Source organism: Bradyrhizobium sp. 2TAF36 (genome assembly GCF_052114925.1).
Taxonomy (GTDB): domain Bacteria; phylum Pseudomonadota; class Alphaproteobacteria; order Rhizobiales; family Xanthobacteraceae; genus Bradyrhizobium; species Bradyrhizobium barranii.
On sequence record NZ_JBFRFR010000062.1, the window covers coordinates 30,882 to 55,991 of the forward strand.

24 protein-coding genes are annotated in these 25,110 nt (G+C 63.0%); 17 read left to right on the plus strand and 7 right to left on the minus strand.

Annotated elements, in window-relative coordinates:
- Positions 1 to 97 precede the first annotated feature (97 nt).
- Positions 98 to 1,141, plus strand: a complete 1,044-nt coding sequence (locus AB4Z51_RS31000) for a medium chain dehydrogenase/reductase family protein (protein ID WP_439036700.1) — start codon at positions 98 to 100, stop codon at positions 1,139 to 1,141.
- 249 nt (positions 1,142 to 1,390) lie between these two features.
- Here AB4Z51_RS31000 and AB4Z51_RS31005 read toward each other — a convergent pair whose 3' ends face one another.
- The 4 genes from AB4Z51_RS31005 to AB4Z51_RS31020 all read right to left on the minus strand — a co-directional run bounded on the left by AB4Z51_RS31005 (position 1,391) and on the right by AB4Z51_RS31020 (position 5,507).
- Entirely contained in the window at positions 1,391 to 2,419 is a 1,029-nt protein-coding gene (locus tag AB4Z51_RS31005; protein ID WP_135213843.1) for an ABC transporter permease, read from the minus strand.
- A 12-nt stretch (positions 2,420 to 2,431) separates the two neighbouring features.
- A complete protein-coding gene (locus AB4Z51_RS31010) occupies positions 2,432 to 3,934 on the minus strand; it encodes a sugar ABC transporter ATP-binding protein (RefSeq protein WP_441498670.1) in 1,503 nt (500 codons plus the stop codon).
- A gap of 6 nt (positions 3,935 to 3,940) precedes the next feature.
- Complete coding sequence (locus AB4Z51_RS31015; protein ID WP_441498671.1) at positions 3,941 to 4,963, minus strand: sugar ABC transporter substrate-binding protein; 1,023 nt, start codon at positions 4,961 to 4,963, stop codon at positions 3,941 to 3,943.
- Between the two features lie 139 nt (positions 4,964 to 5,102).
- The gene (locus AB4Z51_RS31020) at positions 5,103 to 5,507 is read right to left on the minus strand and encodes a globin (protein ID WP_166096975.1); all 405 of its coding nucleotides are present in this window, start codon (positions 5,505 to 5,507) and stop codon (positions 5,103 to 5,105) included.
- 497 nt (positions 5,508 to 6,004) lie between these two features.
- Between AB4Z51_RS31020 and AB4Z51_RS31025 the strand changes: the two genes are divergently transcribed.
- The 11 genes from AB4Z51_RS31025 (at position 6,005) to AB4Z51_RS31075 (ending at position 17,223) form a co-directional block, all read left to right on the plus strand.
- Positions 6,005 to 6,379, plus strand: a complete 375-nt coding sequence (locus AB4Z51_RS31025; RefSeq protein ID WP_175618088.1) for a DUF2946 domain-containing protein — start codon at positions 6,005 to 6,007, stop codon at positions 6,377 to 6,379.
- A gap of 84 nt (positions 6,380 to 6,463) precedes the next feature.
- Positions 6,464 to 8,869 (plus strand): TonB-dependent receptor family protein, encoded by a 2,406-nt coding sequence (locus tag AB4Z51_RS31030; protein ID WP_135213839.1) that lies wholly within the window; start codon positions 6,464 to 6,466, stop codon positions 8,867 to 8,869.
- Positions 8,870 to 8,895: 26 nt separating this feature from the next.
- Positions 8,896 to 10,107, plus strand: a complete 1,212-nt coding sequence (locus AB4Z51_RS31035) for a sialidase family protein (protein ID WP_135213838.1) — start codon at positions 8,896 to 8,898, stop codon at positions 10,105 to 10,107.
- Positions 10,104 to 10,601: a TlpA family protein disulfide reductase gene (locus tag AB4Z51_RS31040; protein WP_135213837.1), complete on the plus strand. Its 498-nt coding sequence runs from the start codon at positions 10,104 to 10,106 to the stop codon at positions 10,599 to 10,601. The genes AB4Z51_RS31035 and AB4Z51_RS31040 overlap by 4 nt, the downstream gene beginning before the upstream one ends.
- 28 nt (positions 10,602 to 10,629) lie before the next feature.
- Entirely contained in the window at positions 10,630 to 11,151 is a 522-nt protein-coding gene (locus tag AB4Z51_RS31045) for a copper chaperone PCu(A)C (RefSeq protein ID WP_135213836.1), read from the plus strand.
- Entirely contained in the window at positions 11,151 to 11,585 is a 435-nt protein-coding gene (locus AB4Z51_RS31050; RefSeq protein WP_071913414.1) for a hypothetical protein, read from the plus strand. The genes AB4Z51_RS31045 and AB4Z51_RS31050 overlap by 1 nt, the downstream gene beginning before the upstream one ends.
- Before the next feature lie 20 nt (positions 11,586 to 11,605).
- Positions 11,606 to 12,124, plus strand: coding sequence for a YcnI family copper-binding membrane protein (locus tag AB4Z51_RS31055; protein ID WP_135213835.1), 519 nt, complete (start codon positions 11,606 to 11,608; stop codon positions 12,122 to 12,124).
- On the plus strand, positions 12,124 to 13,686 hold the full coding sequence (locus AB4Z51_RS31060) for a copper resistance CopC/CopD family protein (RefSeq protein WP_441498672.1): 1,563 nt from the start codon (positions 12,124 to 12,126) through the stop codon (positions 13,684 to 13,686). Before AB4Z51_RS31055 ends, AB4Z51_RS31060 begins: the two co-directional genes overlap by 1 nt.
- A gap of 151 nt (positions 13,687 to 13,837) precedes the next feature.
- Positions 13,838 to 15,157: a proline--tRNA ligase gene (gene proS, locus AB4Z51_RS31065; protein WP_135213833.1), complete on the plus strand. Its 1,320-nt coding sequence runs from the start codon at positions 13,838 to 13,840 to the stop codon at positions 15,155 to 15,157.
- A 73-nt stretch (positions 15,158 to 15,230) separates the two neighbouring features.
- Entirely contained in the window at positions 15,231 to 16,511 is a 1,281-nt protein-coding gene (locus AB4Z51_RS31070) for a lipoprotein-releasing ABC transporter permease subunit (protein WP_014494909.1), read from the plus strand.
- Between the two features lie 7 nt (positions 16,512 to 16,518).
- A complete protein-coding gene (locus tag AB4Z51_RS31075; RefSeq protein WP_028153958.1) occupies positions 16,519 to 17,223 on the plus strand; it encodes an ABC transporter ATP-binding protein in 705 nt (234 codons plus the stop codon).
- Between the two features lie 131 nt (positions 17,224 to 17,354).
- On the opposite strand, the gene AB4Z51_RS31080 is transcribed toward AB4Z51_RS31075, so the two are convergent.
- A complete protein-coding gene (locus AB4Z51_RS31080; RefSeq protein WP_167767919.1) occupies positions 17,355 to 18,434 on the minus strand; it encodes a zinc-binding dehydrogenase in 1,080 nt (359 codons plus the stop codon).
- A gap of 109 nt (positions 18,435 to 18,543) precedes the next feature.
- On the opposite strand from AB4Z51_RS31080, the gene AB4Z51_RS31085 reads away from it, so the two are divergent.
- The gene (locus AB4Z51_RS31085; protein WP_085400303.1) at positions 18,544 to 19,323 is read left to right on the plus strand and encodes a helix-turn-helix transcriptional regulator; all 780 of its coding nucleotides are present in this window, start codon (positions 18,544 to 18,546) and stop codon (positions 19,321 to 19,323) included.
- A gap of 83 nt (positions 19,324 to 19,406) precedes the next feature.
- Here the strand turns inward: AB4Z51_RS31085 and AB4Z51_RS31090 are convergent, their stop codons facing one another.
- Positions 19,407 to 19,706 (minus strand): hypothetical protein, encoded by a 300-nt coding sequence (locus AB4Z51_RS31090; RefSeq protein ID WP_063983013.1) that lies wholly within the window; start codon positions 19,704 to 19,706, stop codon positions 19,407 to 19,409.
- A 205-nt stretch (positions 19,707 to 19,911) separates the two neighbouring features.
- Positions 19,912 to 21,345, minus strand: a complete 1,434-nt coding sequence (locus AB4Z51_RS31095) for a DUF1254 domain-containing protein (RefSeq protein ID WP_441498673.1) — start codon at positions 21,343 to 21,345, stop codon at positions 19,912 to 19,914.
- Between the two features lie 903 nt (positions 21,346 to 22,248).
- Here AB4Z51_RS31095 and AB4Z51_RS31100 point away from each other — a divergent pair.
- From AB4Z51_RS31100 to AB4Z51_RS31115, 4 genes are all read left to right on the plus strand, one after another.
- Positions 22,249 to 22,896 (plus strand): hypothetical protein, encoded by a 648-nt coding sequence (locus AB4Z51_RS31100; RefSeq protein WP_441498674.1) that lies wholly within the window; start codon positions 22,249 to 22,251, stop codon positions 22,894 to 22,896.
- A 193-nt stretch (positions 22,897 to 23,089) separates the two neighbouring features.
- Positions 23,090 to 23,551, plus strand: a complete 462-nt coding sequence (locus AB4Z51_RS31105) for a YybH family protein (RefSeq protein WP_063983016.1) — start codon at positions 23,090 to 23,092, stop codon at positions 23,549 to 23,551.
- A gap of 61 nt (positions 23,552 to 23,612) precedes the next feature.
- Positions 23,613 to 24,128: a hypothetical protein gene (locus tag AB4Z51_RS31110; protein ID WP_441498675.1), complete on the plus strand. Its 516-nt coding sequence runs from the start codon at positions 23,613 to 23,615 to the stop codon at positions 24,126 to 24,128.
- A gap of 334 nt (positions 24,129 to 24,462) precedes the next feature.
- Positions 24,463 to 25,056: a DUF6647 family protein gene (locus tag AB4Z51_RS31115; protein WP_135213829.1), complete on the plus strand. Its 594-nt coding sequence runs from the start codon at positions 24,463 to 24,465 to the stop codon at positions 25,054 to 25,056.
- The last annotated feature ends 54 nt before the right edge of the window (positions 25,057 to 25,110 follow it).

Genomic DNA, 25,110 nt, shown 5'->3' on the forward strand with positions numbered 1-25,110 from the left:
GGCCATATCCTCAGTGCTTGCCGACGTGGCGATGCAAAGTCGTTGCGGTAGTGTGCCCGTCCTTGCGCTGGATCACGACATTGCAGGGAGATCGCCGATGATGGAGCCGCGCAATCGAGTTGTTCAAGTCAGCCTCTTCGGTGATCCCGAGAGGCTGGAGGTGGTCGACGCTCCCTTGCCGACCGCCAGCCGGGGCGAGCTGCGGGTCCGTGTACTTGCGTCGAGCCTCAACTACACCGAGGTGTTGATCAGGCGCCATCTATACCCGCAAACGATGAGCCTCCGGCCGCCGTTCGTAATGGGCTACGACGTGGTCGGGACAATCGACCAGCTCGGTGAAGGCGTGCACGACTTTCGGATTGGCGACCGCGTGGCCGACATGACGGTGGTCGGGTCAAACGCCGACTATCGAACGCTTCGGGCGAACGACGTGGCCCGCGTGCCGGAGGGCGTAGACGCGGCGGAGGCGGCCACGTTGATCTTGAGCTGGACGACCGCGTACCAGCTTCTGCACCGCGCGGCCCGGGTCCAGCGAGGCCAGCGCGTGCTCGTGCACGGCGCCGCCGGCGCCGTCGGCCAGGCGCTGCTCATGCTCGGGAGACTGGCCGGCATCGAGCTGTGGGGCACCGCGCGCGGCGAGCACATGGCGCTCGTCCGAGAGCTAGGGGCAACGCCGATCGACTACCAGCATGAGGACTTCACGCGGGTCCTGCCGGGCGGGTTCGACGTTATCGTCGACGGCGTTGGCGAAGACGGCTATCGCCGCTCATACGCGGCGCTCAAGCCAGGCGGCCTGCTCTGTGCCATCGGTTTCTCGGCGAGCGTGCAAGCGCAGCGTCGCATGCTCCCTATCGTGATGGAGATCGCGCGCCTTTACCTGTGGAGATTGTTGCCCGGCGGCAAGCGGGCCCGGTTCTACTCGGTAAATGCCATGCGGGCGCGACATCCCACCTGGTTCAAGGAGGACTTGGAGCGGCTGTTCGGGCTTTTGGCCACGGGTGCCATCCGGCCGCGCATCGCCGAGCGGATCTCCTTCGACGAGGTCGCCGATGCTCACCGTCGCCTCGAGACTGGTGGCCTCGAGGGCAAGCTCGTGCTGTGCCCGGACCTCTCGTCGCGACACAACCAGCGCGCCGCCTGAGACGGCGCTCCAGACATGTATCCGCGGGTAGATTCCTGGATTGCTTCGCTGCGCTCGCAATGACGGAGTTTGGGTCGCGGTCCTGAGCCCATCGGCCTTAAAGGCACGGCGCCATGACGACGTTGTGCTCCTGTTTTGCCCGACGTGTCAAACCTCTCTGCGACAAAGACTCAAGCCAATCGAAACCGGATTCTTCAATGATTTGTACTGTGCATGGGGTTGTTTTCGCGTTTTTGTTTTGAGGGCTGCCTACTCCGCCGCTTTTTCCCTGAGCCGCTGCGCGTAGACGTTGATGACCAGCGCCGCCAGCAGGATCAGGCCGCGGATCAGGATCTTCAGGAAGCTGTCGATGTTGACGTGGTCGAGGCCGTTATTGAGGACGCCGAGAACGAAGAGCCCGACGATGGTGTTGCCGATGCCGCCGCGGCCGCCGAACAGGCTGGTACCGCCGACGACGACGGCGGCGATGGAGTCGAGTAGATAAGTGTCGAACTCGTTCTGCTGCGCGCTGCCGAAATGGGCGACGCCGAGCATGCCGCCGATGCCCGAGCACACCGCCGAGATCACCATGACGGCGCCGAGGATGAGCTTGACGTTGAGGCCGGAATATTCGGCCGCTTCGCGGTTGCCGCCGACCATGTAGACGTAGCGGCCGAAGCGCGTGTAGGTCAGCACCAGATGGCCGCCAAGCAGCATGATGGCCGCGACGATGACGATCCAGGGGATGCCGCCGATCGAGCCCGAGCCGAGCGTGGTGATCAGGCCGGGCACCTTGTAGGCGATCTGGCCGCGCACCAGCAGCGCCGAGACGCCGGCCGCGATCTGCATCATCGCCAGCGTCATGATGAAGGAGGGGATACCGATCACGGTCAGGCCGAGCGCGTTGACGAGGCCGAGCAGCGCGCAGAGCAGGATCGACAGGATGATCGCGACCGCGCCGGGCAGGGGGATGTTGGCGATGTTGACGTAGGATTCCTGCAGCGTGAAGTAGGCGACCGCGATGCCGGTGACGTTGGCGATGCTGGCGACCGAGAGGTCGATCTCGGCGCAGAGGATCACGAAGGTGAGGCCGACCGCGATGATGCCGGTCACCGACACCTGCGTCAGGATGTTGCCGAGATTGTCCAACGTCGCGAAGGAGGGGCTGGCAAAGGCGAAGAAGGCGGAGAGGAAGATCAGGGTGAGGAACGGCGCGATGTTGCGCATCTGCGAGCGCAGGAAGGGCGCAACGCCGCGCGGCCGCTGACCTGCCGCCAAAGCCGTCTCACTGCTCGCCATGGTGCTTCTCCGTCACGCCGCTTCCAGCAGGCGGTCCTTGCTGACCGGCTCGTTCTTGAATTCCCGCACCAATGCGCCGCGCTTGAGCACGAGGATGCGGTCGGCCAGCGACAGCACCGTTTCGGGCTCGGTCGACAGCACGATGACCGCAAGCCCCTTGGCGCGGAGATCGCGGACGATGTTGATGACGTCGTTCTTGGCGCCGACATCCATGCCGCGGGTCGGCTCGCACAGCACCAGCAGCTTCGGCGGATAGGTCAGCCATTTTGCCAGCGCGACCTTCTGCTGATTGCCGCCGGAGAGCATACCGAGATCGAGGCCGACCACAGGCGGCCTGATCTGCAGCTGCTCGACCTGGCGCTTGGCGATGTCGCGCTCCTGGGCCGGCTTGAGCAGCAGCGACGAGATGCGGTCGAGAATGCTGATCGAGATGTTCTTGTAGACCGGCTCCTGGTGAAACAGCATGGCGCGCCGGCTCTCCGGCACCAAAGCTACGCCGGCGCGCCGGGCCGCCGCCGTGCTGGCGAAGGTTTTTGGCTTGCCCTCGACGGCGAGCGTGCCGCCGTCCGGCTTCAGCTTGCCGAACAGGATGCGCGACAGCTCCTGCTGGCCGCAGCCCATGAACCCGTAGATGCCGAGCACCTCGCCGGCGCGCGCCTCGAAGGAGATGTCCTTCAGACTGCGGGCCAGAGACAATTGGTCGACCTTCAGGACCACGGAGCTGTCGCTCGGCCGTGGCAGCATGAGGTCATCGGTGTAGCTGTGCTCGAGCGCTTCGCCGCCGCGGCCGATCATGGCCTCGATCAGCGCGCCCTTGCTGGTCGCAGCCGCCGCGGTCTCGGCGACCTTCCGGCCGTTGCGGAACACGGTCACCGTGTCGGACACAAGCAGGATGTCCTCGATGAAATGCGAGATGAAGACGATTGCAGTGCCTTCCTCGCGCAGCCGCCGCAGCGTCGCGAACAGCCGCTCGACTTCGGGCGGGGAGAGGGCGGAGGTCGGCTCGTCCAGGATGATGATGCGGGCGCCGGAGAACAGCACCCGGGCGATCTCGATCAGCTGCTGGAGCCCGATCGGGAGGTCGCCGAGCCTGGACATCGGATCGACGTCGATGCCGAAGCGGGCGAGCTGCTCGCCGGCCTCGCGCGCCATGCGCCGCCATTGCACGAGGCCGAACCGGTTGGTCGGCTGATTGCCCAGGAACACGTTCTCGGCGACCGTGAGATCGGGTGCGACGCTCAGCTCCTGATGTACCATGGCGATCCCGGCCGCGTGCGCATCGCGGGCGGAGCGGAAATGCGTCTCCTTCCCGTCGATCAGGAAGCGGCCGGAGAATTCGCTGTGCACGCCGGCGATGATCTTCATCAGCGTGCTTTTGCCGGCGCCGTTCTCGCCGACGAGACCGTGGATCTCGCCGGGTGAGAGCGCGAAGTCGACACCACGAAGCGCCTCGACGCCGCCGAAGCTCTTCGTGATGCCTTGCAGTTCCAGGATGAGCGAACGAACCTCAGGCATGGAGGCTCAGATCAGGAAGTGATCCTGCATCCACTGCATCCCGGCGGCGTTGGCCTTGGTCACGACCGGGCCGTCGGTGACGACGTTCTTGGGAATGCCCTGTCCGCTCTTCTCGCCGCCGACCACGGCGGAAACGCCCGCGATGATCGCGCCGCCATGGATGCGGCAGGACGGATTGCGCACGGTCGCGTACATGCGGCCTTCGCTCACCGCCTGGATCGCCGGTGGCATCGCATCGACGCCGCCGATCAGGATGTTGGTGCGGTTGCGCGCCTTCATGATGTTGGCGGCGGCGAGCGCCATGTCGTCATTGTGGAAGAACGCCGCGTCGATCTGCGGATATTTGGTCAGATAGGTTTCCCACAGCCGCGCGGTTTTCGACACGTCCCAGTCGGCGGGTTGGGTGTCGAGCACCTCGATGTTCGGGAACTGCTTGACGACGGTGTTGAAGCCCTTCGCCCGGCCTTGCGCGCCGGTATGGCCGAGCGCGCCTTGCGTCATGATGATCTTGCCTTTGCCGCCCATGGCGTTGCACAGCGCCTGCGTCACCGAGGCGCCCATGAACTCGTTGTCGGGGGCGAGGAAAGAGTGGACGTTGATCTGATCGAGCGGCGCGATCAGCGTGTCCATGTCGATCACCGGCGTGCCGGCATCGATCATCTTCTGCACGGGCTGGGTGAGGGTGCCGATACCGAAGGCCTGGATCGCGACGAAGTCCCACTTTTGCGAGGCCATGTTGTCGATCGCCGCGCGCTGCTTCACCGCATCGAGCTGGCCATTGAACCAGGTCACCTCGACATTGAACAGCTTGCCCCAGAATTCCGCCGCCTGCTTGCCCTGGGCGCACCAGGTGGCCTGGAGGCCCGCATTGGAGAAGGCCGCCTTCAGCGGCTTCTCGGATCGTCCGACCTCGGCTGCAAGGGCGGGGTTTATGCCCATGCTGCCGAGAAGGGCAGTCGCGGCGCCGGCGGTCGCCGCCGCCTGAAGAAGATCGCGCCTCGTCGTCGAGAAATCTTTCGTCCCGGACATCGCTCGCTCCCATAAAATTTTCGTCGGCGCGTCATTGATTGCGCGACCGATGTCCGAAAGTCTCTCACAAGAGTTCCTGCCACTCAATCTGCAATCGATCGCGAGATCGCCGCAGCTCGTGTTGGTGCAGCGCAAAGCGTCAGGCCGGAATAGTGGCGAAGGCGTCGATCTCGACGAGCAGCTGGTCCCAGGCCTGCGCGATTTCCGGCGACCACTCGTCGCCGAGCAGGTCGCGCAGCGCATCCCTGATGACGGCGAAGAACGCGATGAACAGGTCGCGCGGGGTGCCGTAGCCATCGTGCGAGGCGACCTCGCAAGCGATCAGCCTGAAATGGCCCCGACGCTCACCGGCGAAGTCGAGGATTGCCTCGATCGTCAGCGCAAGCATCGATCCCATCACCAGCTCGCTGCCCTGCGAGCGGAACATGGTCTGCGTTTCGGGATGCTGTTCGAACAGCCGCTGGTAGACGAGTGGCGTGAGATCCGCGCAACGCGAGGCCGCGAGTTCGAAGCTGTTTTCGATTGGATTAGAGGGAGCGCTCATCGGCATCGAAGCCATGCGGGCAAAAGAGCCTTGCGGGCAAAAAAAGAGCGGGGCCCTAGCCCCGCTCGAAAATTGTGTCGACCCTATTATCCCCGATTCTAAGATTTGCTCTTGATTGACGGGGCGACGCTGCGTTTTGCGCGCCAGGGGCTCCTCCCGAGACTTGGACCACCAGACTTCGACCTCGCGGCCAGCCTGAGCAAGAGGGATGCTAGATCAACTTTTCTCACTTGTCATCATTTTCGGCAACGATTGTTCAAAATTAGAGCAGCTGACGAAATGATCGGGCTGTTCACCCCGTAACTGTATGACAAATATAAGAAATCTGTGGACGGGGCGGGTTGCCGGACTGCCTCAAATGCCGGACGTCCCATCCCGTGGGGCGGCAGGAGCACAGTTTTCGAGAAATTTGCGCTGCGCCAAGAAGCCGGCGGAACTGACCTCGACTCAGGTCTCGGCGAGGTGTTTAGTTCGTAGGCGAACGAATGGCTCGGCGGATGCGCGCACGGCTGCAAAAATTCCTACCCCTGGTCCTGCTCGCTTTGGCGATGCAGGTGCTGGCGCCGATTGCCGCCTGTCTGGCGGCCGGCCAGGCCGTGGCCGATCCGTTGTCTGCCGGCGTCATCTGCCACAGCGCCAGCGAGCAGGGCGGTCTGGACGACCAGACCGGCGCGCCGACCGCACATGGCGCCGCGTGCGCGCTGTGCTGCCTGGCGCAAGCAGGCGCATCGCTCGATTCGCCGCCGCACGTTGCGCTCGCCATTCCCTTCCGCCACGCCGCGCGCGTGGTGTGGCATGCGGCGGATGTATCCGCCGTCGCGATCCATAAGGGCACAAGCGCCCAGGCGCGCGCACCACCTCAATTTTCCTGACGACCCCCGTGATTGCCGCGGTCCGTCCGCTGGCGATCGATGCTGTCGAAGGGCCGGAGAGAAAGCCGGCGTCAGGAATGCCCCATGTTACGTTGTCATGCCCGCCGTGGCGTGAGCGTCGTCGCGGTCCAGGCCGCGCTGCTTGCGTCGTCGAGCGGAGTCTTTGCCCAAAGCACCAACTCGGAGCTGCCGGCGGTTACCGTTGAGGCGCCGCAGACTGGCCGTGCCAAACCAGTCACCCGGCCTTCGCGGCCGCGATCCGCTTCGGCCGGCCGCGCAGCGAGGCCCGTTACGCCGAGTGCGAGCGTCGGCGCGTCGGCCCCAAACCGGGCCGTGACGGCCAGCGCTGCGCGAGCCGGTCTCAATCAGGCGCCAACCGGCCAGACCGAGACGACCATCTATCGCAGCCAGTTCGACAACCGGCCGGCGGTTACCGTGGCCGACGTGCTGCGCGAGAGCCCCGGCATATCGGTGAAGCAGGGCAACGGACCCCGCGATATCGGCATCTCGATCCGCGGCTCCAACGCCCGCAATGGCTTCGGCATCCGCAATCTCGTGATCTTCGACGACGGTTTTCCGGTGACGCAGCCGGACGGCCTGTCGCGCAGTGACCTGATCGATCCGCGGGCCTACAGTGCGATCGATGTGATCCGCGGCCCGTCGTCGGCGCTCTACGGCAACTATGCCACCGGCGGCGCGCTCAATTTCCGCACCCGCCCGGGCGGCTCGATCGATGGCGCCGAATATGGCGTCGATGGCGGCAGCTACGGCTATCTCAACAATTATCTCGCGGCCGGCAAAAAGGTCGGGAACTTCGAGGGCTCGCTGTTCGCAAGCGACACGCGAGGCGACGGCTATATCGGCAATAGCTGGTTCAATACGCAGACCGTCAACTTCCTCGGCACACTCAAGGCGACGCCGGACGATCGTTTCACGGTCAAGATCATCAACAACGACCTCAGCGCGCGGCTGCCGATCCGGCAGTCGCTGAACCAGTACTATCAAAATCCCTTCCAGCAGGGCTGCGCGACCGGCGTCGCGGCCGCGCCCGGATGCGGCACGGTCACACTGTTCAACAACGGCTTCAATGCAACCGCTGGAACCGACAAGGAGACGGCCGTGCAGGCCGGGCTTGGCCGCAACGACCGCCGCACCATCGTCGGCGGCCGCTGGGAGCACGATTTCGACAACACCACGACCTGGCGCAACCAGTTCGTGTTCGACGACAGGAACATCAATCAGCCGACCGGCACGACCAGYGCGATCGGAGATTTTCCCTCGTACAATTTCATGAGCGACGTCACCAAGCGGGGCGAGATTCTCGGCCTGGAATCGACCACGTTCTTCGGTGCCTTCTACAACACCCTGACGGCCTCGAGCGACACGCGGAACGTCATGCCGGGGGGCAATGCCACACTCGGCAGTCTGTCGAGCAATCTTTATAGCCAGACGACCAATTACGGCGTTCGCGCGCGGGAAGAGCTCAAGCTGACGACATCCTTGACGGTTGTCGCAGGCATCGGCTGGGAAACTACCGTTCTCAAGGGGATCAACACTGCGTATGCGTACGCTGGCCCCACTGGCATTACCACGACGACGCTGACGACCGCGGACAGGCAATTCCAGAACACTGCGCCTGAACTAGCGTTGCTCTATACGGTGAACAACGAGTGGGTGCTCAGGGGGCGGGTTGCTACGGGGTACGGCACTCCGCAGGTTTCGAACCTGTTTGTCCTGCCGAGTGGGCTGTCGGGCAACAATACCCAGCTCCAGGCTCAGAAAAATCTGGGCTACGACCTCGGTTTCGACTGGACACCGAACAACACGCTCAAAGTCAGCGCGACGGGCTTCTACGAGTTCTTCCGCGACGAACTTGTATCGCAGGCAACACCTGTCAATTCACCTAACCCGAGCTACACGTTCAACGCGCCGCGCTCGGAGCATCGCGGCATCGAGCTTGCGGCCGATTGGAAGTTCTATCCGGGCTGGAGGTTCATGGCGGCGTACACCTACCTCGACGAGGTCTATACCGAGTATGTCGAGAACATCACCAATGGCGCAGTGTTCAGCTTCAACCGGGCCGGCAACAAGATCCCCGGCATTTCGCCCAACGAGCTGACAGCCCGCGTTGGCTACGACGAGTTTGCGGGGCCACTGGCAGGTCTCGGTGGCTTTGTTGAGGTCCAGTGGAAGGACTCCTTCTACATGGACAATGCAAATCTGTTGAAGGCGCCGGGTTATGAGCTGGTCAATCTGAACGTCCACTACAAGACCGATCTGGTGTCCGACACTTTCAGATCCCTGAACCTGTTCCTCGAAGTCAGGAATGTTTTCGACCGCACCTACGTCGCGTCGGCAAACAACATCGCCAATACGGTGACGGCGGCCGGCCTTCAAAATCCTGCGAGCGTGCTCGCAAACACGACGGGATCGATCTACGCGGGCTCGCCGCGCCTGTTCGTTGCGGGTATGAAGGTGGCATTCAGATGATCCGGGCTCTCGAAGGGAATAGGGCCATGGTCCGAAGTGGCTTGCTTGGGATAGTCGCTCTTGCATTCCTGCAAGGGGCGGCGCTCGCGCAGATGCACGGCCAACATGCCTCCGAAGCGGCGTGCGAGGAGCCGACGCTGCGCTGCGCAACCAAGGTGACGCCCGCATTCGGACCGGACGGAACGCTGTGGCTGGCCTGGATGGCGGGCGGGCAGGTGTCGGTTGCGAGTTCGCCGGATGCGGGGCGCAGTTTCTCGGCGCCCACCCAGGTCACGACGAAGCGGCTGAACCTTGATTGGGGACCGGATGCGCGGCCTAAGATCGTGGTCGACCGCAAGGGCGGCATCGCGCTCGCATTTTCGATCTTCAGGGATGAGGCCTTCAACGGACAGGTGCTCTACACGCGATCCAGCGACGGCGGGAAGAGCTTTGCGGAGCTGAGGCCCATCACCGCCAACAATGAGAGCCAGCGCTTTGAGGCGCTGGCGCTCGATCAGGACGGAACGGTCTTTGCGGCATGGCTGGACAAGCGCAATCGCGTTCCCGCGAAGGAGGCGGGACGGAGGTACGAGGGAGCGGGGCTGTTCTTCGCCTCGTCGCGCGATGGCGGCGCCACCTACGCGGAGGCGAAGCTTGCGCGTGACAACACTTGCGAATGCTGCCGGTTGGGGCTGACATTCGCGGCGCGCGGGCGGCCGGCCGTGATCTTCAGAAATATCTTCGAGGGCGGCGTGCGCGATCACGCGGTCATGACCTTCGCCGACGTCTCGACTCCGGGGGAAATCCATCGGGTCAGCAATGACGACTGGCAGATCAACGCCTGCCCGCATCACGGACCGAGCCTCACCGTTGCGCCGAACGGGACCTATCACGTCGCCTGGTACACGAACGGCAAGGCGCGCAAGGGACTGTTCTACGCCCACTCGCGCGACGAAGGCCGCACCTTCTCTGCACCCATGGCGCTGGGGCAGCCGGGCCGCAATCCGACGCGTCCTTACGTGCTCGCAAGTGCTGTGGGAACGGTGATGGTCTGGAAGGAGTTCGACGGCGAGAAGACCTCGGTCCAGATGATGATTTCCCGCGACGATGGCGAAAGCTGGTCGCCGCCGAAGACGATATCGAGCACGACCGACACATCCGATCATCCCTTGCTCGTTTCCAATGGCCAACAGGTCTATTTGTCATGGATGACGAAGGCGGACGGCTATCGGCTCACAGCAATCGAGGACCAGCCATGAGACGTCGATTTGCAGGCATTCTGGGTCTGGGTCTCCTGATCGCGTCAACGGCTACGCTGGGAGCAGCGCCGGCCCTGAAACCGTTCGAGCGCGGCACCTGGCAAGGCGTCGTTAGGGGGCATGCGGGCCGCCCGACGCTCGTGCATTTCTGGGGCGTGACCTGCGGGCCCTGCAAGGTCGAGCTGCCGCTGCTCGGGCAGTTTGCGAAGGACCATCCCGGGATCGACGTGGTCACGATCAGCGCCGATCTCGTGCCGAACTTGCCGGCGGCAACGCAGTCGATGCTTGACAAGGCGGGGTTGTCGTCGACCGAGAACTTCATCTTCAACGACGGTTTTGTCGAGCGTTTGAGGTTCGAGATCGACCCCACCTGGCAGGGCGACATTCCCCGGACCATGCTCATCTCCCGGGACGGGACAATCACGACGATCGAAGGCTCGGCCGAGATGGCCGATCTCGAAAAATGGTCGGGCCAACAGCTCGCCACACACTGAAATTCAATCTGCAAACGGGAATACCGATATGAAGACCATGTTCAAAGATCTGCTGCTCGCGGCGTTCGCTCTCGCGCTCTGCGCAGCACCAGCGGCGGCCGAGGACGTCAAGGCCGGCGATCTCGTCATCTCGCAGGCCTGGAGCCGGGCGACGCCGGGCGGCGCCAAGGTCGCCGGCGGCTATCTCACCATCGAGAACAAGGGGACAACGGCGGACAGGCTGGTCAGCGTTTCCGCCGACATCGCGGGGAAGACCGAGGTTCATGAGATGGCGATGGACAACGGTGTGATGAAGATGCGTCCGCTCGACAAGGGGCTCGTGATCGATGCCGGCAAGACGGTGAAGCTCGCGCCCGGCGGCAATCATCTGATGCTCCAGGAGCTGAAGGGTCCGTTCAAGCAGGGTGACAAGGTACCGGTGACGCTGGAGTTCGAGAAGGCCGGCAAGGTCGCCGTCTCCCTCGACGTCCAGGGCGTCGGTGCGCAGGCGCCCGGCGACGGCGGGCACATGATGAAGAAAATGCCGGATCATTCGGGAATGAAGATGTGATGAAACAGATCAAGTCTCCGATGACCTCGCCTCGAAATTTCGCGGGCCTTGCGCTCGCGATGGCTGCCTTGCTGTCGGTTGCCGCGACACCGCTTGCGGCGGCGACGGACGACGACAGCTTCTTCACGCACCTGCACACCGAGAAGGCGATGGCCAACGTCACGGTCTCGCCGGGGCGCGCCGGCCCGGTCGAGATCGCCATCCAGCTCGAAACCACGGACGAGACGCCGCTCGCGGCGAGAGCCGTGTCGGTGACGCTCGTGGACACGCAGTCCGGGCGGAAGCTCGCGCCGGTCGAGGCTTCGCGCGACGGCGAGGACAGCTGGCACGTGAAGGTCGCGCAATTGACGCCCGGACGCTGGATGCTGGGTCTCGGAATTTCGATCTCCGAGGCCGATCATGTCAGTGTGGAATCGCCGATCCTGATCAAGTGACGATGTCGAAGGGACCAAACATGTCGAAGAGATCCTGCCTGTTCCTGATCGCCGCGCTGGCCGCGTCGCCTGCTGCGGCGCATATCACGCTCGAGACCAAGCAGGCCACGGTTGCTTCCTACTACAAGGCCGTCTTCGCCGTGCCGCACGGCTGCGCGGGTTCGCCCACGGTGAAGATCAGGGTGCAGATTCCGGAAGGCGTGATCGCGGTGAAGCCGATGCCAAAGGCGGGCTGGAGCGTTGACGTCGTCGAAGGCAAGTACGCCAATGAATACGACTATCACGGCAACAAGCTTGCCTCCGGCGTCAAGGAGGTGGCCTGGTCCGGCGGCAAGCTGCCGGATCACAATTACGACGAGTTCGTCATTAGCAGCTTCCTGACCAACAGCCTGAAGCCGAACACGACGCTGTATTTCCCTGTCGTCCAGGAGTGCGAGACCGGCGTCAGCCGCTGGATCGAGATCCCGGCGGACGGGGAAGGGCATTCGCATGAGGGCAAATCGCCGGCACCCGGCGTGAAGCTCCTGCCAAAGCCCTGATGCGCCTGCTCGCCGCGCTCGCAACACTCTTCTGCGTTGTCGGATTCACGACCGGCGCGTCTGCACATGCGGCGCTGGTCGCAGTCGAGCCCGCAAGCGGCAGCATGCTTGCGAGCGCGCCGAAGGCGGTGGAGCTGCGCTTCAACGAGGCGGTAACGCCGGGCGCAATCCAATTGATCGACGGCGCCGGCAGGGCGAGGGACGATGCGCGCGTCAGTGCGTCTGGCGAAACGATCTCGGTCGCGATGCCGCCAGACCTGCCGCAGGGCACTGCGGTCGTCAGCTATCGCGTGATCTCGCAGGACGGCCATCCCGTCGCGGGATCGGTGATCTTCTCGATCGGCATGCCGACGGGGACGCAACCTCCCGCCAATGCCGATCGCGGGTTGAACGTGCTGATCTGGCTTGCGCGGGTCGGTCTTTATCTCGGGCTGTTCGTCGGTGCCGGAGGCTTGTTCTTTGCGCGCTGGGTTGCGTGGTCGACGACGGGCATGACCGTTCCACGCGTAGCGCTCGCCATCGGCATTCCGAGCGCCGCTGTCTCTCTCGGGGTGTTAGGCCTGGATCTTCTCGGGCTGCCGCCAGCGGCTCTCGCGACGGCCGCCCCCTGGAAAGTCGCGTTCGCGACCAGCGCCGGCCCCGCGCTGCTGGTTGCGATTGCCGCGATGCTGCTCGCGTTGATTGCGCTGCGCAGCGCATGGTATGCGCGCGCTCTTGCGATCATCGCGCTGGTCGGCGTCGGTCTGTCGCTTGCCATGACCGGGCACGCCGCAACGGCCCCGCCGGAGGCGTTGACCCGGCCGGCGATCTTTCTCCACGGCCTCGGCGTCACCATCTGGATCGGTGCTCTCGCGCCGCTGGTCGCGCTGGTGTCGAGTCCGACGACTGCGACGCTTCCCGTCGTGAACCGCTTTTCCCGCATCGCTGCGCTGGCGGTCGGCGTGCTGGCCTTGACCGGCCTCGCACTCGCGATCGTTCAGCTCGAAAAGCCGGTCGCGCTGGTCGAGACCCGCTACGGACTCATCCTCTCGATCAAGCTTGCATTGGTCACGGGATTGCTGGCGCTCGCCGCGCTCAATCGGTTCAGGCTGACACCGGCCCTGGCCCGGGACGGGAATGGGACGCCCGCGCTCAAGCGCTCGATCCTGCTGGAAGGCGCGATCGCACTCGCCATCCTTGCCGTCGTCGCCGGCTGGCGCTTCACCCCGCCGCCGCGGACGATCATTCCCGAGACGCCTTTGGCGATCCACGTCCACAGCGACAAGGCGATGTTCCAGGTTCTGGTGTCTCCTGGGAAACCCGGCGTCGACGATTTTGTGCTCCAGCTCATGACCGGCGAGGCCACGCCGCTGATCGCGAAGGAGGTGACGCTGACCCTGAGCCTGCCGGAGCGCGGCATCGAGCCGATGGAGCGGGGCGCCTCGCTCGAGCCGGACGGCTACTGGCATGTGCGCAAGGTCGAGCTTCCCTTCGCCGGTCGCTGGCATGTGCGGATCGACGCCCTGGTGACCGATTTCGAGAAGGTCACGCTGGAGGACGAACTCGATGTGGGGCTACCTTAAAGCGTGCCGGTGCAGTTCATGCTGAACCTGAAGGCAACGGAAAAATGACAGGAATTCCGCCGCCTTAGCGGCTTTTCCTCATTCCCGGTCTTGTGTTTTCGCTCCCAATCCGCTTTCACTGCAGGCGATCACTGATTCCCAGAGTATTGCCATGCGGTTGTCGCGATTCTTTCTGCCCATCCTGAAGGAAAATCCGAAAGAGGCGGAGATCGTCTCGCATCGGCTGATGCTGCGCGCCGGCATGATCCGGCAGGAGGCGGCCGGCATCTATGCCTGGCTGCCGCTCGGCTTCCGCGTGCTCAAGAAGATCGAGCAGATCGTGCGCGAGGAGCAGGACCGCTCCGGCGCGCTGGAACTGTTGATGCCGACGCTCCAGCTCGCGGACCTCTGGCGCGAGAGCGGCCGGTATGACGCCTATGGTCCGGAGATGCTGCGCATCGCCGACCGCCACAAGCGCGAGCTGCTGTATGGGCCGACCAACGAGGAAATGATCACCGAGATCTTCCGCGCCTACGTCAAGTCCTACAAGAACGTGCCGCTCAACCTCTATCATATCCAATGGAAATTCCGCGACGAGCAGCGTCCGCGTTTCGGCGTGATGCGTGGCCGCGAGTTCCTGATGAAGGACGCCTATTCCTTCGACCTCAACGAGGCCGCAGCGCGCGTCTCCTACAACAAGATGTTCGTCGCCTATTTGCGCACCTTCGCGCGGATGGGGCTGAAGGCGATCCCGATGCGCGCCGAGACCGGCCCGATCGGCGGCGATCTCAGCCACGAGTTCATCGTGCTTGCGGAGACTGGTGAATCCGGCGTTTTCATCAATCGCGACGTGCTGGACCTGCCGGTGCCGGGCGAGGACGTCGACTATGACAGCGACCTGACGCCGATCATCAAGCAATGGACCTCGGTCTATGCGGCGACGGAAGACGTGCACGACGCCGCGCGCTTCGAGCAGGAGGTGCCTGCTGACAAGCGGGTGAACACCCGCGGCATCGAGGTCGGGCAGATCTTCTATTTCGGCACGAAATATTCCGACGCGATGAAGGCGCTGGTTGCGGGCCCCGACGGTGTCGATGTGCCGATCCATGGCGGCTCCTACGGCGTCGGCGTCTCGCGCCTGTTAGGTGCCATCATCGAGGCCTGCCATGACGATGCCGGCATCAAATGGCCGGAGGCGGTGGCCCCGTTCCGCGTGTCGATTCTCAACCTCAAGCAGGGCGATGCCGCGGTCGATGCGGCCTGCGAGAAGCTCTACGCCGAGCTCACCGCCAAGGGCGTCGACGTGCTCTACGACGACACCGACCAGCGCGCGGGCGCCAAATTCGCCGCCGCCGACCTGATCGGCATCCCCTGGCAGATCATGATCGGGCCGAAGGGCCTCGCCGAGGGCAAGGTCGAGATCAAGAAGCGCAGTGACGGCTCCCGCGAGACGATGTCGCCTGCGGACGCGGTCGCCCGGCTGGTCGGCTGAATATTGTTCATCGCGCGATATCGCGGCCGCCAATCCGGCCACAATTGACCCCGAATCATGGGATTATCGAGCGATGGATGAGACCATGACCGAGACCAAGCAAACCGCGCCATTTGCGCCATTCGAGTGGATGCTGTCGGCGCGCTATCTGCGGGCGCGCCGCAAGGAGGGATTCATCTCGGTCATCGCCGGGTTCTCCTTCCTCGGCATCATGCTCGGCGTGGCGACGCTGATCATCGTCATGGCTGTCATGAACGGCTTCCGCAAAGAGCTGCTCGACAAGATTTTGGGCCTCAACGGCCACATCCTGGTGCAGCCGCTGGAATCGCCGCTGACCGACTGGAAGGACGTCGCCGACCGCCTCAGCCAGGTCCAGGGCATCCGGCTCGCAGCGCCCGTGGTCGACGGCCAGGCGCTGGCGTCCTCGCCGTGGAACGCCTCGGGCGTCCTGGTGCGCGGCATCCGCTCCGATGACCTCAACAACCTCACCTCGATCGCCAAGAACATCAAGCAAGGCTCGCTCGAGGGCTTTGACGACGGGCAGGGGGTGGCGATCGGCCGCCGCCTCGCCGACCAGCTGTCGTTGCATGCCGGTGACAGCGTGACGTTGGTGGCGCCGAAGGGCGCAGTCACCCCGATGGGCACGACGCCGCGCATCAAGCCCTACAAGATCGTCGCGGTGTTCGAGATCGGCATGTCCGAATACGATCTCGGCTTCGTGTTCATGCCGCTGGCCGAAGCTCAGGCCTATTTCAACCGCAGCAACGACGTCACCTCGATCGAGGTGTTCACCACGAACCCCGACAAGATCGACGCCTTCCGCAAGGCGGTGACGGAGGCCGCGGGCCGGCCGGTGTTCCTGGTCGACTGGCGGCAGCGCAACTCGACCTTCTTCAACGCGCTCCAGGTCGAGCGCAACGTGATGTTCCTGATCCTGACCATGATCGTGCTGGTCGCCGCGCTCAACATCGTCTCCGGCCTGATCATGCTGGTGAAGGACAAGGGCAGCGACATCGCGATCCTGCGCACGATGGGCGCCTCGCAAGGCTCGATCATGCGCGTCTTCCTGATCACGGGTGCCTCGATCGGCGTGGTCGGGACGCTGGTCGGCTTCTTCGTCGGCCTCGTGATCTGCCTCAACATCGAGTCCATCAGGCAATTCCTGTCCTGGCTGACCAGCACCGAGCTGTTCTCGCCGGAGCTCTACTTCCTGTCGAAGCTGCCCGCCGAGATCGACGTCGGCGAGACCACGGCGGTCGTCATCATGGCGCTGACGCTGTCGTTCCTTGCGACGCTGTACCCGTCGTGGCGCGCCGCGCGCCTCGATCCCGTCGAAGCGCTGCGGTACGAGTGAGGGGCTGATGGAGAGCCAGCAGGGGGCGGAAGATGTACCGGTCATTTATCTCCACGAGATAAAGCGGCAGTACTTGCAGGGCGAGGTGCCGCTGACGATCCTCGACAACGCCAAGCTCGCGCTGTGGGCCGGGCAATCGGTGGCGCTGGTCGCGCCGTCGGGCTCGGGCAAATCGACGTTGCTGCACATCGCAGGGCTGCTTGAAGCACCCGATTCCGGCGAGGTCTACGTCAACGGCGCGCCGACCTCGCAGCTGCCCGACATCGAGCGTACCCAGCTCCGCCGCACCGATATCGGCTTCGTCTATCAGTCGCACCGGCTGCTGCCGGAGTTCTCGGCGCTCGAGAACGTGATGATGCCGCAGATGATCCGCGGCCTGAAGAAGTCGGAGAGCGTCAAGCGCGCCAAGGAGATCCTCGGCTATCTCGGCCTCGGCGACCGCATCACCCATCGGCCCGCGGAACTGTCGGGCGGCGAGCAGCAGCGCGTCGCGATTGCGCGCGCGGTCGCCAACGCGCCGCGCGTGCTGTTCGCGGACGAGCCGACCGGCAACCTCGATCCGCACACGGCCGATCACGTCTTCCAGGCCCTGATGCAACTGGTCAAGGCGACCAAGGTCTCCATGCTGATCGCGACCCACAACATGGAGCTCGCCGGCCGCATGGACCGGCGCGTGTCGCTGTCGAACGGCCAGGTCGTCGAGCTCGAATAATAAAAACTGCGAAAACAACCCCATGCACAGTAGCCGGCCTTGGCCGGCTACGATCGGGGGTGACGCCTTCCAGCCATTTGACATGTCGAGCCTATCGGCTGCGACGGCGCATCGCCGCAGCGGCGGGGCCGTTATGGCCTGATCACCGTCAATCTGAACGGCCCGCCATTCGCTGCGGCGTGTTCCACCGCCTCGTTGACGTGGTCGAGGTCGAACGCCGTCGCCTCGTATTCGTCGAGCCGCAACAATCCCGCGCGCACCAGCGCGATCAGGCGGCTCGCCGCATCCGGCGGATACATCCAGACGCCGTGGATGCTGATGCAGTTGCGCATGATCCAGGGGTAGGGCAGATCGAGGCCCGCGCCGCCCGCCATGCCGACGCCGCCCATCAGCACGACGCGACCGTAAGCGCGCACCGTCATGATCGCCGCGCGTACGACGGTCGTGCTGACCGAGGGCGGCATGATGTCGAATACGCAGTCGATCGGCCCCGGCGCGGCGCGCTTCATGCTTTCGCAGTCGTCGCTCTCGTTGCCGGTGAGCTTCACCGGCTTCACCCGATCGCCGAAGCGGCGGACGAGGTCGGCCAGAATCCTGTCGTTGCGACCGGGCGCGACCACGCAGGCCGCGCCCATCGCGAGCGCGACGGAGACGGCCGCGCTGCCGAAATTGCCGGTGGCGCCGCTCACCAGCACGGTCTCGCCGGGCTGAAGGTTGGCGGCGAGGAAGCCGCCATAGGGCACCAGCGCCGTCCCCAGCGCGCACCATTGCGAGGCTTCCGCGGACGTGATCGCGCCAAGCCGCTTCACATTCTCGGTCGGCACGCGCATCCGCTCGGCATAGGAGCCGTGGCGAAAATGCCGTTGCAGGCGCATACCGCCGGGGCCGGCGGCCGTGAGCCCTTGCAGGGCGATATCGGGCGCCACGATGTCATCGCGCGAACGCACCGTCGGGTCGCAGAACACCCAGTCGTCAACGGCGAGCTTGGTCGCGTCCGGGCCGATCGCGCACACCCGGCCGATGCCGCCGGGACCCGGGATGATCGGCAGGTCGAGCGCGTAGTTTCGTTCGCCGCTGAAAACCTCGTTCATGTAGGACAGGACGCGCGTGGCGACGACGTCGACGATGACCTCGCCGGTGCCGAGCACCGGCTCCGGCACATTCTCGATCACCAGCGGCGATCCGAAGGATTTGAGTACGGCAGCTTTCATGATGTTCACCTCAAAGTCGGGTGAAAGGGCATATGCGCCGCCTTGGAAAGGTCAGGAAGGCCTGGTATTATCCTAGTATTACGAAGGCCCTCCATCGGAGCGCAACATCATGGCCGACCCGCGCCGTATCGAATTCGGCGACTTCCTGCGGTCCCGCCGCGAAAAGCTGACGCCGAAGACGGTCGGTCTTCCCGCGGGCAGCCGCCGGCGCACCGCGGGCCTGCGCCGCGAGGAGGTCGCCCAGCTCGCCGGCATCGGTGTCGACTGGTACATCCGTCTCGAGCAGGGGCGCACCGTCAGCCCGTCGGTCACCACCGTCGATGCGCTCGCCCGTGCGCTGCGGCTGAGCAAGACCGAGCATGCGCATCTCAAGGCGCTGGCGCGCGACGGCGACAAGCGGGCGTTCACGCGCGAGATCGTGCCGCCGCCGATCCTGCGGCTGATCGAGAGCCTGCCGCATCCGGCCTATATCACCGGGCGGCGCTGGGACGTGCTGGCCTGGAACGAAGCCGCCGAGCAGGTTTTTGCGTTCGGCCGGTTACCGGAGGAGGATCGCAACACGATGCTCCTGATGATGACCAACAAGCAGACGCGCAAGGCTTACGGCGCGGGCTGGGCGGAGGTCGCCAAGCGCATGGTCGCGATGTTTCGCGCCACCCACGACGTCTGGGCCGGCGATCCCGCCTTTGCGGAGTTGCTGACGCGGCTGCGGCAGGGCAGCCCGGAATTCGTCAAATGGTGGGAAGCCCACGAGATCCGCAGCACCGCCTCGGGCCTCAAGACGATGTCTCATCCAACTCTGGGCGTGCTCCATTTCGAGCACACGAGTTTTCAGGCCAACGACGATCCCGCGCTGAAGCTCGTGATCTATACGCCGGTCGGAGCGTAGAACGCAGTCATCAGATCGGGAAGGCCACCGGCATATGTCCGGCGGCCTCCGCGCTTATTGTGGTTTGCGGGGCGGCGCCCCGACTAGAGATCGATGCTGACGGCGATGTTGCGGCCCTGCAGTTCGGCAATCTTCATTCCATCAGCCTGCAGCTGCGCGAACTCCGGGTCCTTTGCCACGGCCTCCTGCACCTTGCCGTAGACTTCCCAATTGGAGTAGCGCGTCGTAACCAGCAACTCTCCTGCCCAGTGACCGGTGTGGAAACGGGAGAGCCGAAGAAACTCGGCACCGTGTTTTTCAAAGATTTTCTTTGCCTGCCGGATGATCTGGACCGTTTCCTCGACCTTGTCGGTTTTGAAGCGAGTAAATTGAACGATCGGCATGGGCTACCTCCATAGCTGTGTAAACTGTCCAAGAGGCATGTATCGAGCGACATTTGAGGAGCGAACCTCCCGTTCGATCTCGATGAAGGTTCGTCTTCGGCGGCGTGATCCTGGTTCAGGCTTCGCGGCGGAATCAACTCTGCCCTTTCTCGGGCGCTTTAAATGCGCCGCGCGTGCCTTGCCCAGCCGGGCTCCCTTGGCATTGTCATTGCTGCCGGCCAACGGTTTCACTATCGACCCGCTTGATGGCGGGTGGATTCCACACGCCGGTCAATGCCTCCGACTTTGGCGCATAAAGACGCATGGTGAGGTTGAACGGGCTTGTGGGCGCGGGCAGCCAGTTGGCTTCGCGATCGCCGCCCGGATTGTCATTCTGGACGTAGAGCGTGAGCGATCCGTCGGCGTCGCGCTTGAACGGCATCCAGCTGCTCACCGCAAAGCGATTGAGTGGATTGGCAACCTGGAAGCCTTCATCGTCATACAGGGTGATTGACCAGAATGCCTCGACCGGCGGCACCGCGTCCTTGGCAAAGCGGACGATGTATTTGTTTGCGCCGTCGAGCGGCTTGCCGTTTTCATCGCCAACACTGTTCGGGTAGATCGCGTCCTCCGGCAGATTAGCGCCGAGTCCGAGCTGCGCGACGATCGCGCGCTTCAAGTAGTAGTTACCGTAGACGCCCATCGTGTCCGTGTTCATGGACCAGTGATTTGTGACGCGCGCCAGCGTAGGGACTTTCCATGCCATCAGTTTTTGCGCCTGAGCCGGCGCATCCTCGATAGCTTTCCGTATCGTCGCATCGGCTTTGGTCATATCGAACGTCTTGCCCGGTTCGAGCCCTATCCGCGCCATGCGCGCGATGATCGGCTCATCTGTGATGTGTGGCGGGTGGACCTTGGATAGCTCCGCCGCATAGGCAAAAAACTTATCGCCTGCCATCGTGTCGACTTGCAGCTTCGGCGGCGTCTTGACGTCAACGTTGGGATCGATGGTCTGTGTCACGGCGACCGGGGGCTTACCCCACCCAGATAGCGGTGTGATCTTGTACCCCTTCTGCACCTCGTGAACCGGAGCATAGTCGGCAGGACCATCGGTCTTGGTGCGGCCGATGATCCAGACATAAGGCGTCGGCGCGTCGATACGTGCGAATCCCGCCGGCACGTTTCCGTTCCAGCCCGGCGGCACGACCAGGAAATTCGCTGCCTTGGTGCCTGTCGTACGCCATCCCGGCGACGCGAACACATCGGTCCACATGTCGAGCATCGGCAGCAGGTAGTAGCGGCCACCGGTATCGGGAACCGAAACGACCATGGGTTCGCGGGTCAGGTCGAGCCAGGCGCTCGAATACAGCGTGTCGAAATTGGGCCGCACCACCGCCATCATGTCTGCGGTCGGGTAGGCCTGGATATTGTCGAACGTGTTCGGAGGACCGCCTATTGCCGCAGTTTTGGGATCGGAATTGATGAGCTGCTTGCGCGTCAGGTCCATCGTCACGAGCGGATAGAAGTAAACATAGGCCTCCGCAGCGATCGCTTGTGCCTCTTCCGCAGAAATCGATTGAGCGGCGCTCGGGGTCGATGTCGACACGATGAGACTCAAACCCGACAGGATCGCAGCAAGCGACAACAGATGCTTTTGCATAAGGGTTCTCCAGAAATTCGCTGCATTGGCCGAGTGGGGCGATGTAGTGCCGCCACTGCGGGTGTTTTCCTATTCCCTCCAACTCAGGCAAAGGAGGTTGAGCCAGCTAAGCGGCGAAGCGCCGCGTTCTGGTTGATCTAGATCAAGGGACGTCCGCCGACGGGTCRCGAGCGGCGTTGCTCTGACGGATCGCTGCGCTCCGCTTGGCCCTCAAAAGCTGACGCCAGGCGATCGTGAGCCGACGCCCGAGACCGGCGTTTAGATGACGAGCTTCAGCGCCGGATCGTCATTGGATTGCAACCTCGTGTGCTCGAAATGGAGCAGCCCTTCATCCGATGATTCATCGTCTTGAGGTCGGACGCTGACGATGTGAGCCCATCTGCCGAGAATAGCTCGATGAATACTCCGGCGTTTGCGCGCGGCCGATTGTGATAGGCACAGGGATCGTCACGTTGCCCGGTGAAATACGGAGTGGCGATGCGGGCGAGGGCGCGGCCGACGGACGCGCGACGGCGCGATCGGGCGATTGTCGCCGATGAGCTTGCGGCGAACAGTCGCGGCTTGTGACCTATGACAAACGTCTGCGGCCTCAGAGTGGTGTTCGCGGCGAAGCGCGATCGAGTGATCGCAATGCACGCTGGTGGGCGGAGTTGCTGATTGTACCGAGGGACTCGTGGTGCTACGTTTGAGCACGTCATTCCGTTTCGGTTTGATGCGGCGGGCGATCGGGCTTACGGACCGCCGCCCGTTCATTTGAAGTTGGAATAGTTGAGCCAATCGTGTCCCGCCTCCGGCCCCCCTTTTGAGTGCGGTCGGACGATGTTTTTCATTGGCCTCCGTTCTTCCCATTGACTCGGAGGCGGGCTTTTTTCAGTTGAACTTTGCAGCAAGTCGATCTTCGACATGTGCATTCTGACAAGCCACGCGGATCGTGCCGCACCACATCACCATCTGAACGCGAGGTGGGGCAGCCATTGCTTGATGGTTGCATTGCTCTGTGCCGCTTCCTTGTTTCAGTTCGCGCCCATGGCGTGGGGACAATGCTCGGCGCGCGACGTGTTACAGAATCAACTGAAACTCGGCAAAGTTCGTGCAGTTGATTTGCCGCAAAAACTCATCGGGTCCGCCCGCGACGTTCCGACTTGGAAGACGATTGCGGTCGGCACTTTTGGCAACTCCTTCGCGTACGTGGAGCTTTTGGTGGTATCCGCGGTCCAGCTCGGCTTCAAAACCGATAGCGTGCCTCTGGCCGTCATTTACGCGCGGGCCCGACAACTCGGCCTTGAACTTGCTGCCGCGGAGGTCGGTCCGCAATTGCGCCTTCAATATCTTGATCAGCCCATGGGCGAATTCCTCATCGTGGGAATGCAGCCGATCAAGACGTGGAGCGGAGAGCCCGTGGTTCTCAACGTGGCAAATGGCGGAGCCGGATTGATCCTGATCGGCCAGGACGGCCGAGATGACGCTGAAATACCGGCGACCTCCCGTTTTCTTTTCGTGCGGCCGCCTGACCTTAGCGGCGGAATCGCGGCCGCTCTGCTGCCACCATGAAGACGAACAACCAAGTTTCGAGCAGCGCTGACTGCGGAGAAAATTCCTTGCGTCAGATCAAGGGAGATTTCCTGTCCATGGAGAACAACGAGGCTGCCGGCTCAAATGCAGCGGCGTCGGGAGTTCACGGGGATGGAGGCAAGCCTCGTCTCAAGTCTCGTCTGGAGCGGCGTCAACAGTAGGGAGTGACATCATGCGCGGATTCGGAGCTGTATGCATCTCACTGTTACTATCGGCAATTCCTGCGACTGCGTCAGATCAAAATCTCAAGGAAGAACTTGGAAAGATAGGTTCAGCATACGAGCAGTACTTCAGCAACAAGGACGCTGCCGGGATTACTTCGCTTTACACCAAGAACTATATGCGTGTGACGGAAGACGGCGTCGTGGACAATGCCAGATACTATGAGAACGCTTTCAAGGCGGGAGTCAGTCGCCTCGAGGTCAAGACGATCGAGGTTCAGTCATTGTCAGAAAGCATGGCTTTGGTCACCGGCGAATCTCGCGTTACCGGCAACAGCGAGACAGGCGCTCCCATAGACTTCACCGTTGTTTGGACCGCTCTCGATGTTCGTGAGGACGGGCAATGGAAGATTCGCATGCTCACGTCGGTCCCCAAACCGCCGCCGCCCCAGCCGCAGCAGGCCGCAAAGTAACTCAAGGCAAAGCCTTCTCTGCCCGCAATCGTTCTCTGCGCCACCCCAAAGGGAGTCAACGATGGCCATTTTGCACGCAAACCTCGCATTGCTTTTAGTCGCATCAGTTCTGGCAACGACGAGTGTCCAGGCTCAGAGCATGCCGCCGGAGGGCCCCGTCTCGGTCATATTCACCGCGACGCCGATTCCTGCTCCCAAGCCGATGGCGATCGGCGGCGGCAGAGAATTTGCTGTCATGAACCAAGCCATGGCAGCCTCAAACGAGGCGGGAAATCCTGTACTCAACAACATGGGTGGACGTTGTCAGCTCAGCCGCCTGACGGATCCGTCTGCGAAGACCGCCGAAATTCACGGGTTCTGTACTTACGTCGACAAGGACGGCGACCAGTTGTTCGAGCAATGCGACTGGATGCCCGCATCCCCCAACAATTGCAACATAACGGGTGGGACCGGCAAATTCGAAGGTCTCCAGGCCGCGCTCGTCGTCACCATCGACCCTCTCAAGAGCAACTTCGATGGCATCAGTCAGGTCATTGGCCACAAGAAGGGGACGTACAAGTTCGTCAAGACGAACTAGGCTCGTCCGCCGAATTCCAGCGGGCGTACGGCCTTGATTGCTGCAGTTCGGGATGCCAAGGCAGCAACGTCTTCTGAACGGTTTGCCCTGGCGCTCATGTCCGATGTCACGCACTAGCGACGTGGTTCCGTCGTCTGCTGAACGGCCGGCCGGTGTCCCGGTGAAGTACGAGGTACGCCGCTCGCCAGCATGTTCGGTGACCGGCGGCGTTGTGAGTTCTTTGGGTGTGAATGGGTTCACAACGACGTCGCCAGGCAAGTGCTATGTTCCAGCCATTCTACTGCCGACTGATTTTCTGAAGAGTGTTTTTCGAACAGCCTCTGAGGAGAGGGTCATGTTCAAGCAATTCCTCTTGGTCGCGGCGATAGCCTCCCTAACGTTAGCCACATCCTCTAAAGCCGATTGCGAATATGCTTTGGAGCGCGGCGCGTCCGCCGAGTCGCGTTCGGTTTCGTTGCATTCTGATGCAGCTCAACTTGCGGAAGGCCTGTTGGATGACATTGTGACTTGGCTCTCATCGAATTTCGACCTGCCTGCCATCAAGCAGCGTCCCGTCGTTGAATTTGCGTCGAAGATGGAGCTTGCGAGGTTGCGTGCAAGGGACCGTACTTCTTCGCAAGGCTTCATGGAAAGCGATGGGCAACTAGCTCAGCGCGAGGTCGTTGCACTTTACGACAACGAGACGAGAACGATCCTGCTTCCTGATGATTGGGGCGGCACTTCGCCGACCGACCAATCGGTCCTGGTACACGAAATGGTCCATCACCTTCAGAATGTTGGAGGGCTCAAATTTGTCTGCCCACAGGCGCGAGAGAAGTTGGCCTACCTGGCTCAGGATAAATGGCTGGAGCGGTTCGGACTTAGCCTGGAGAACGAGTTCGACGTCGACATGTTCACGGTGCTGATAACTTCGGCATGCATGTATTGATTGTGACCGGTCGATCCCTGTCGCTGTCGAACGATTGCCTTTCCAAAAGGAGCG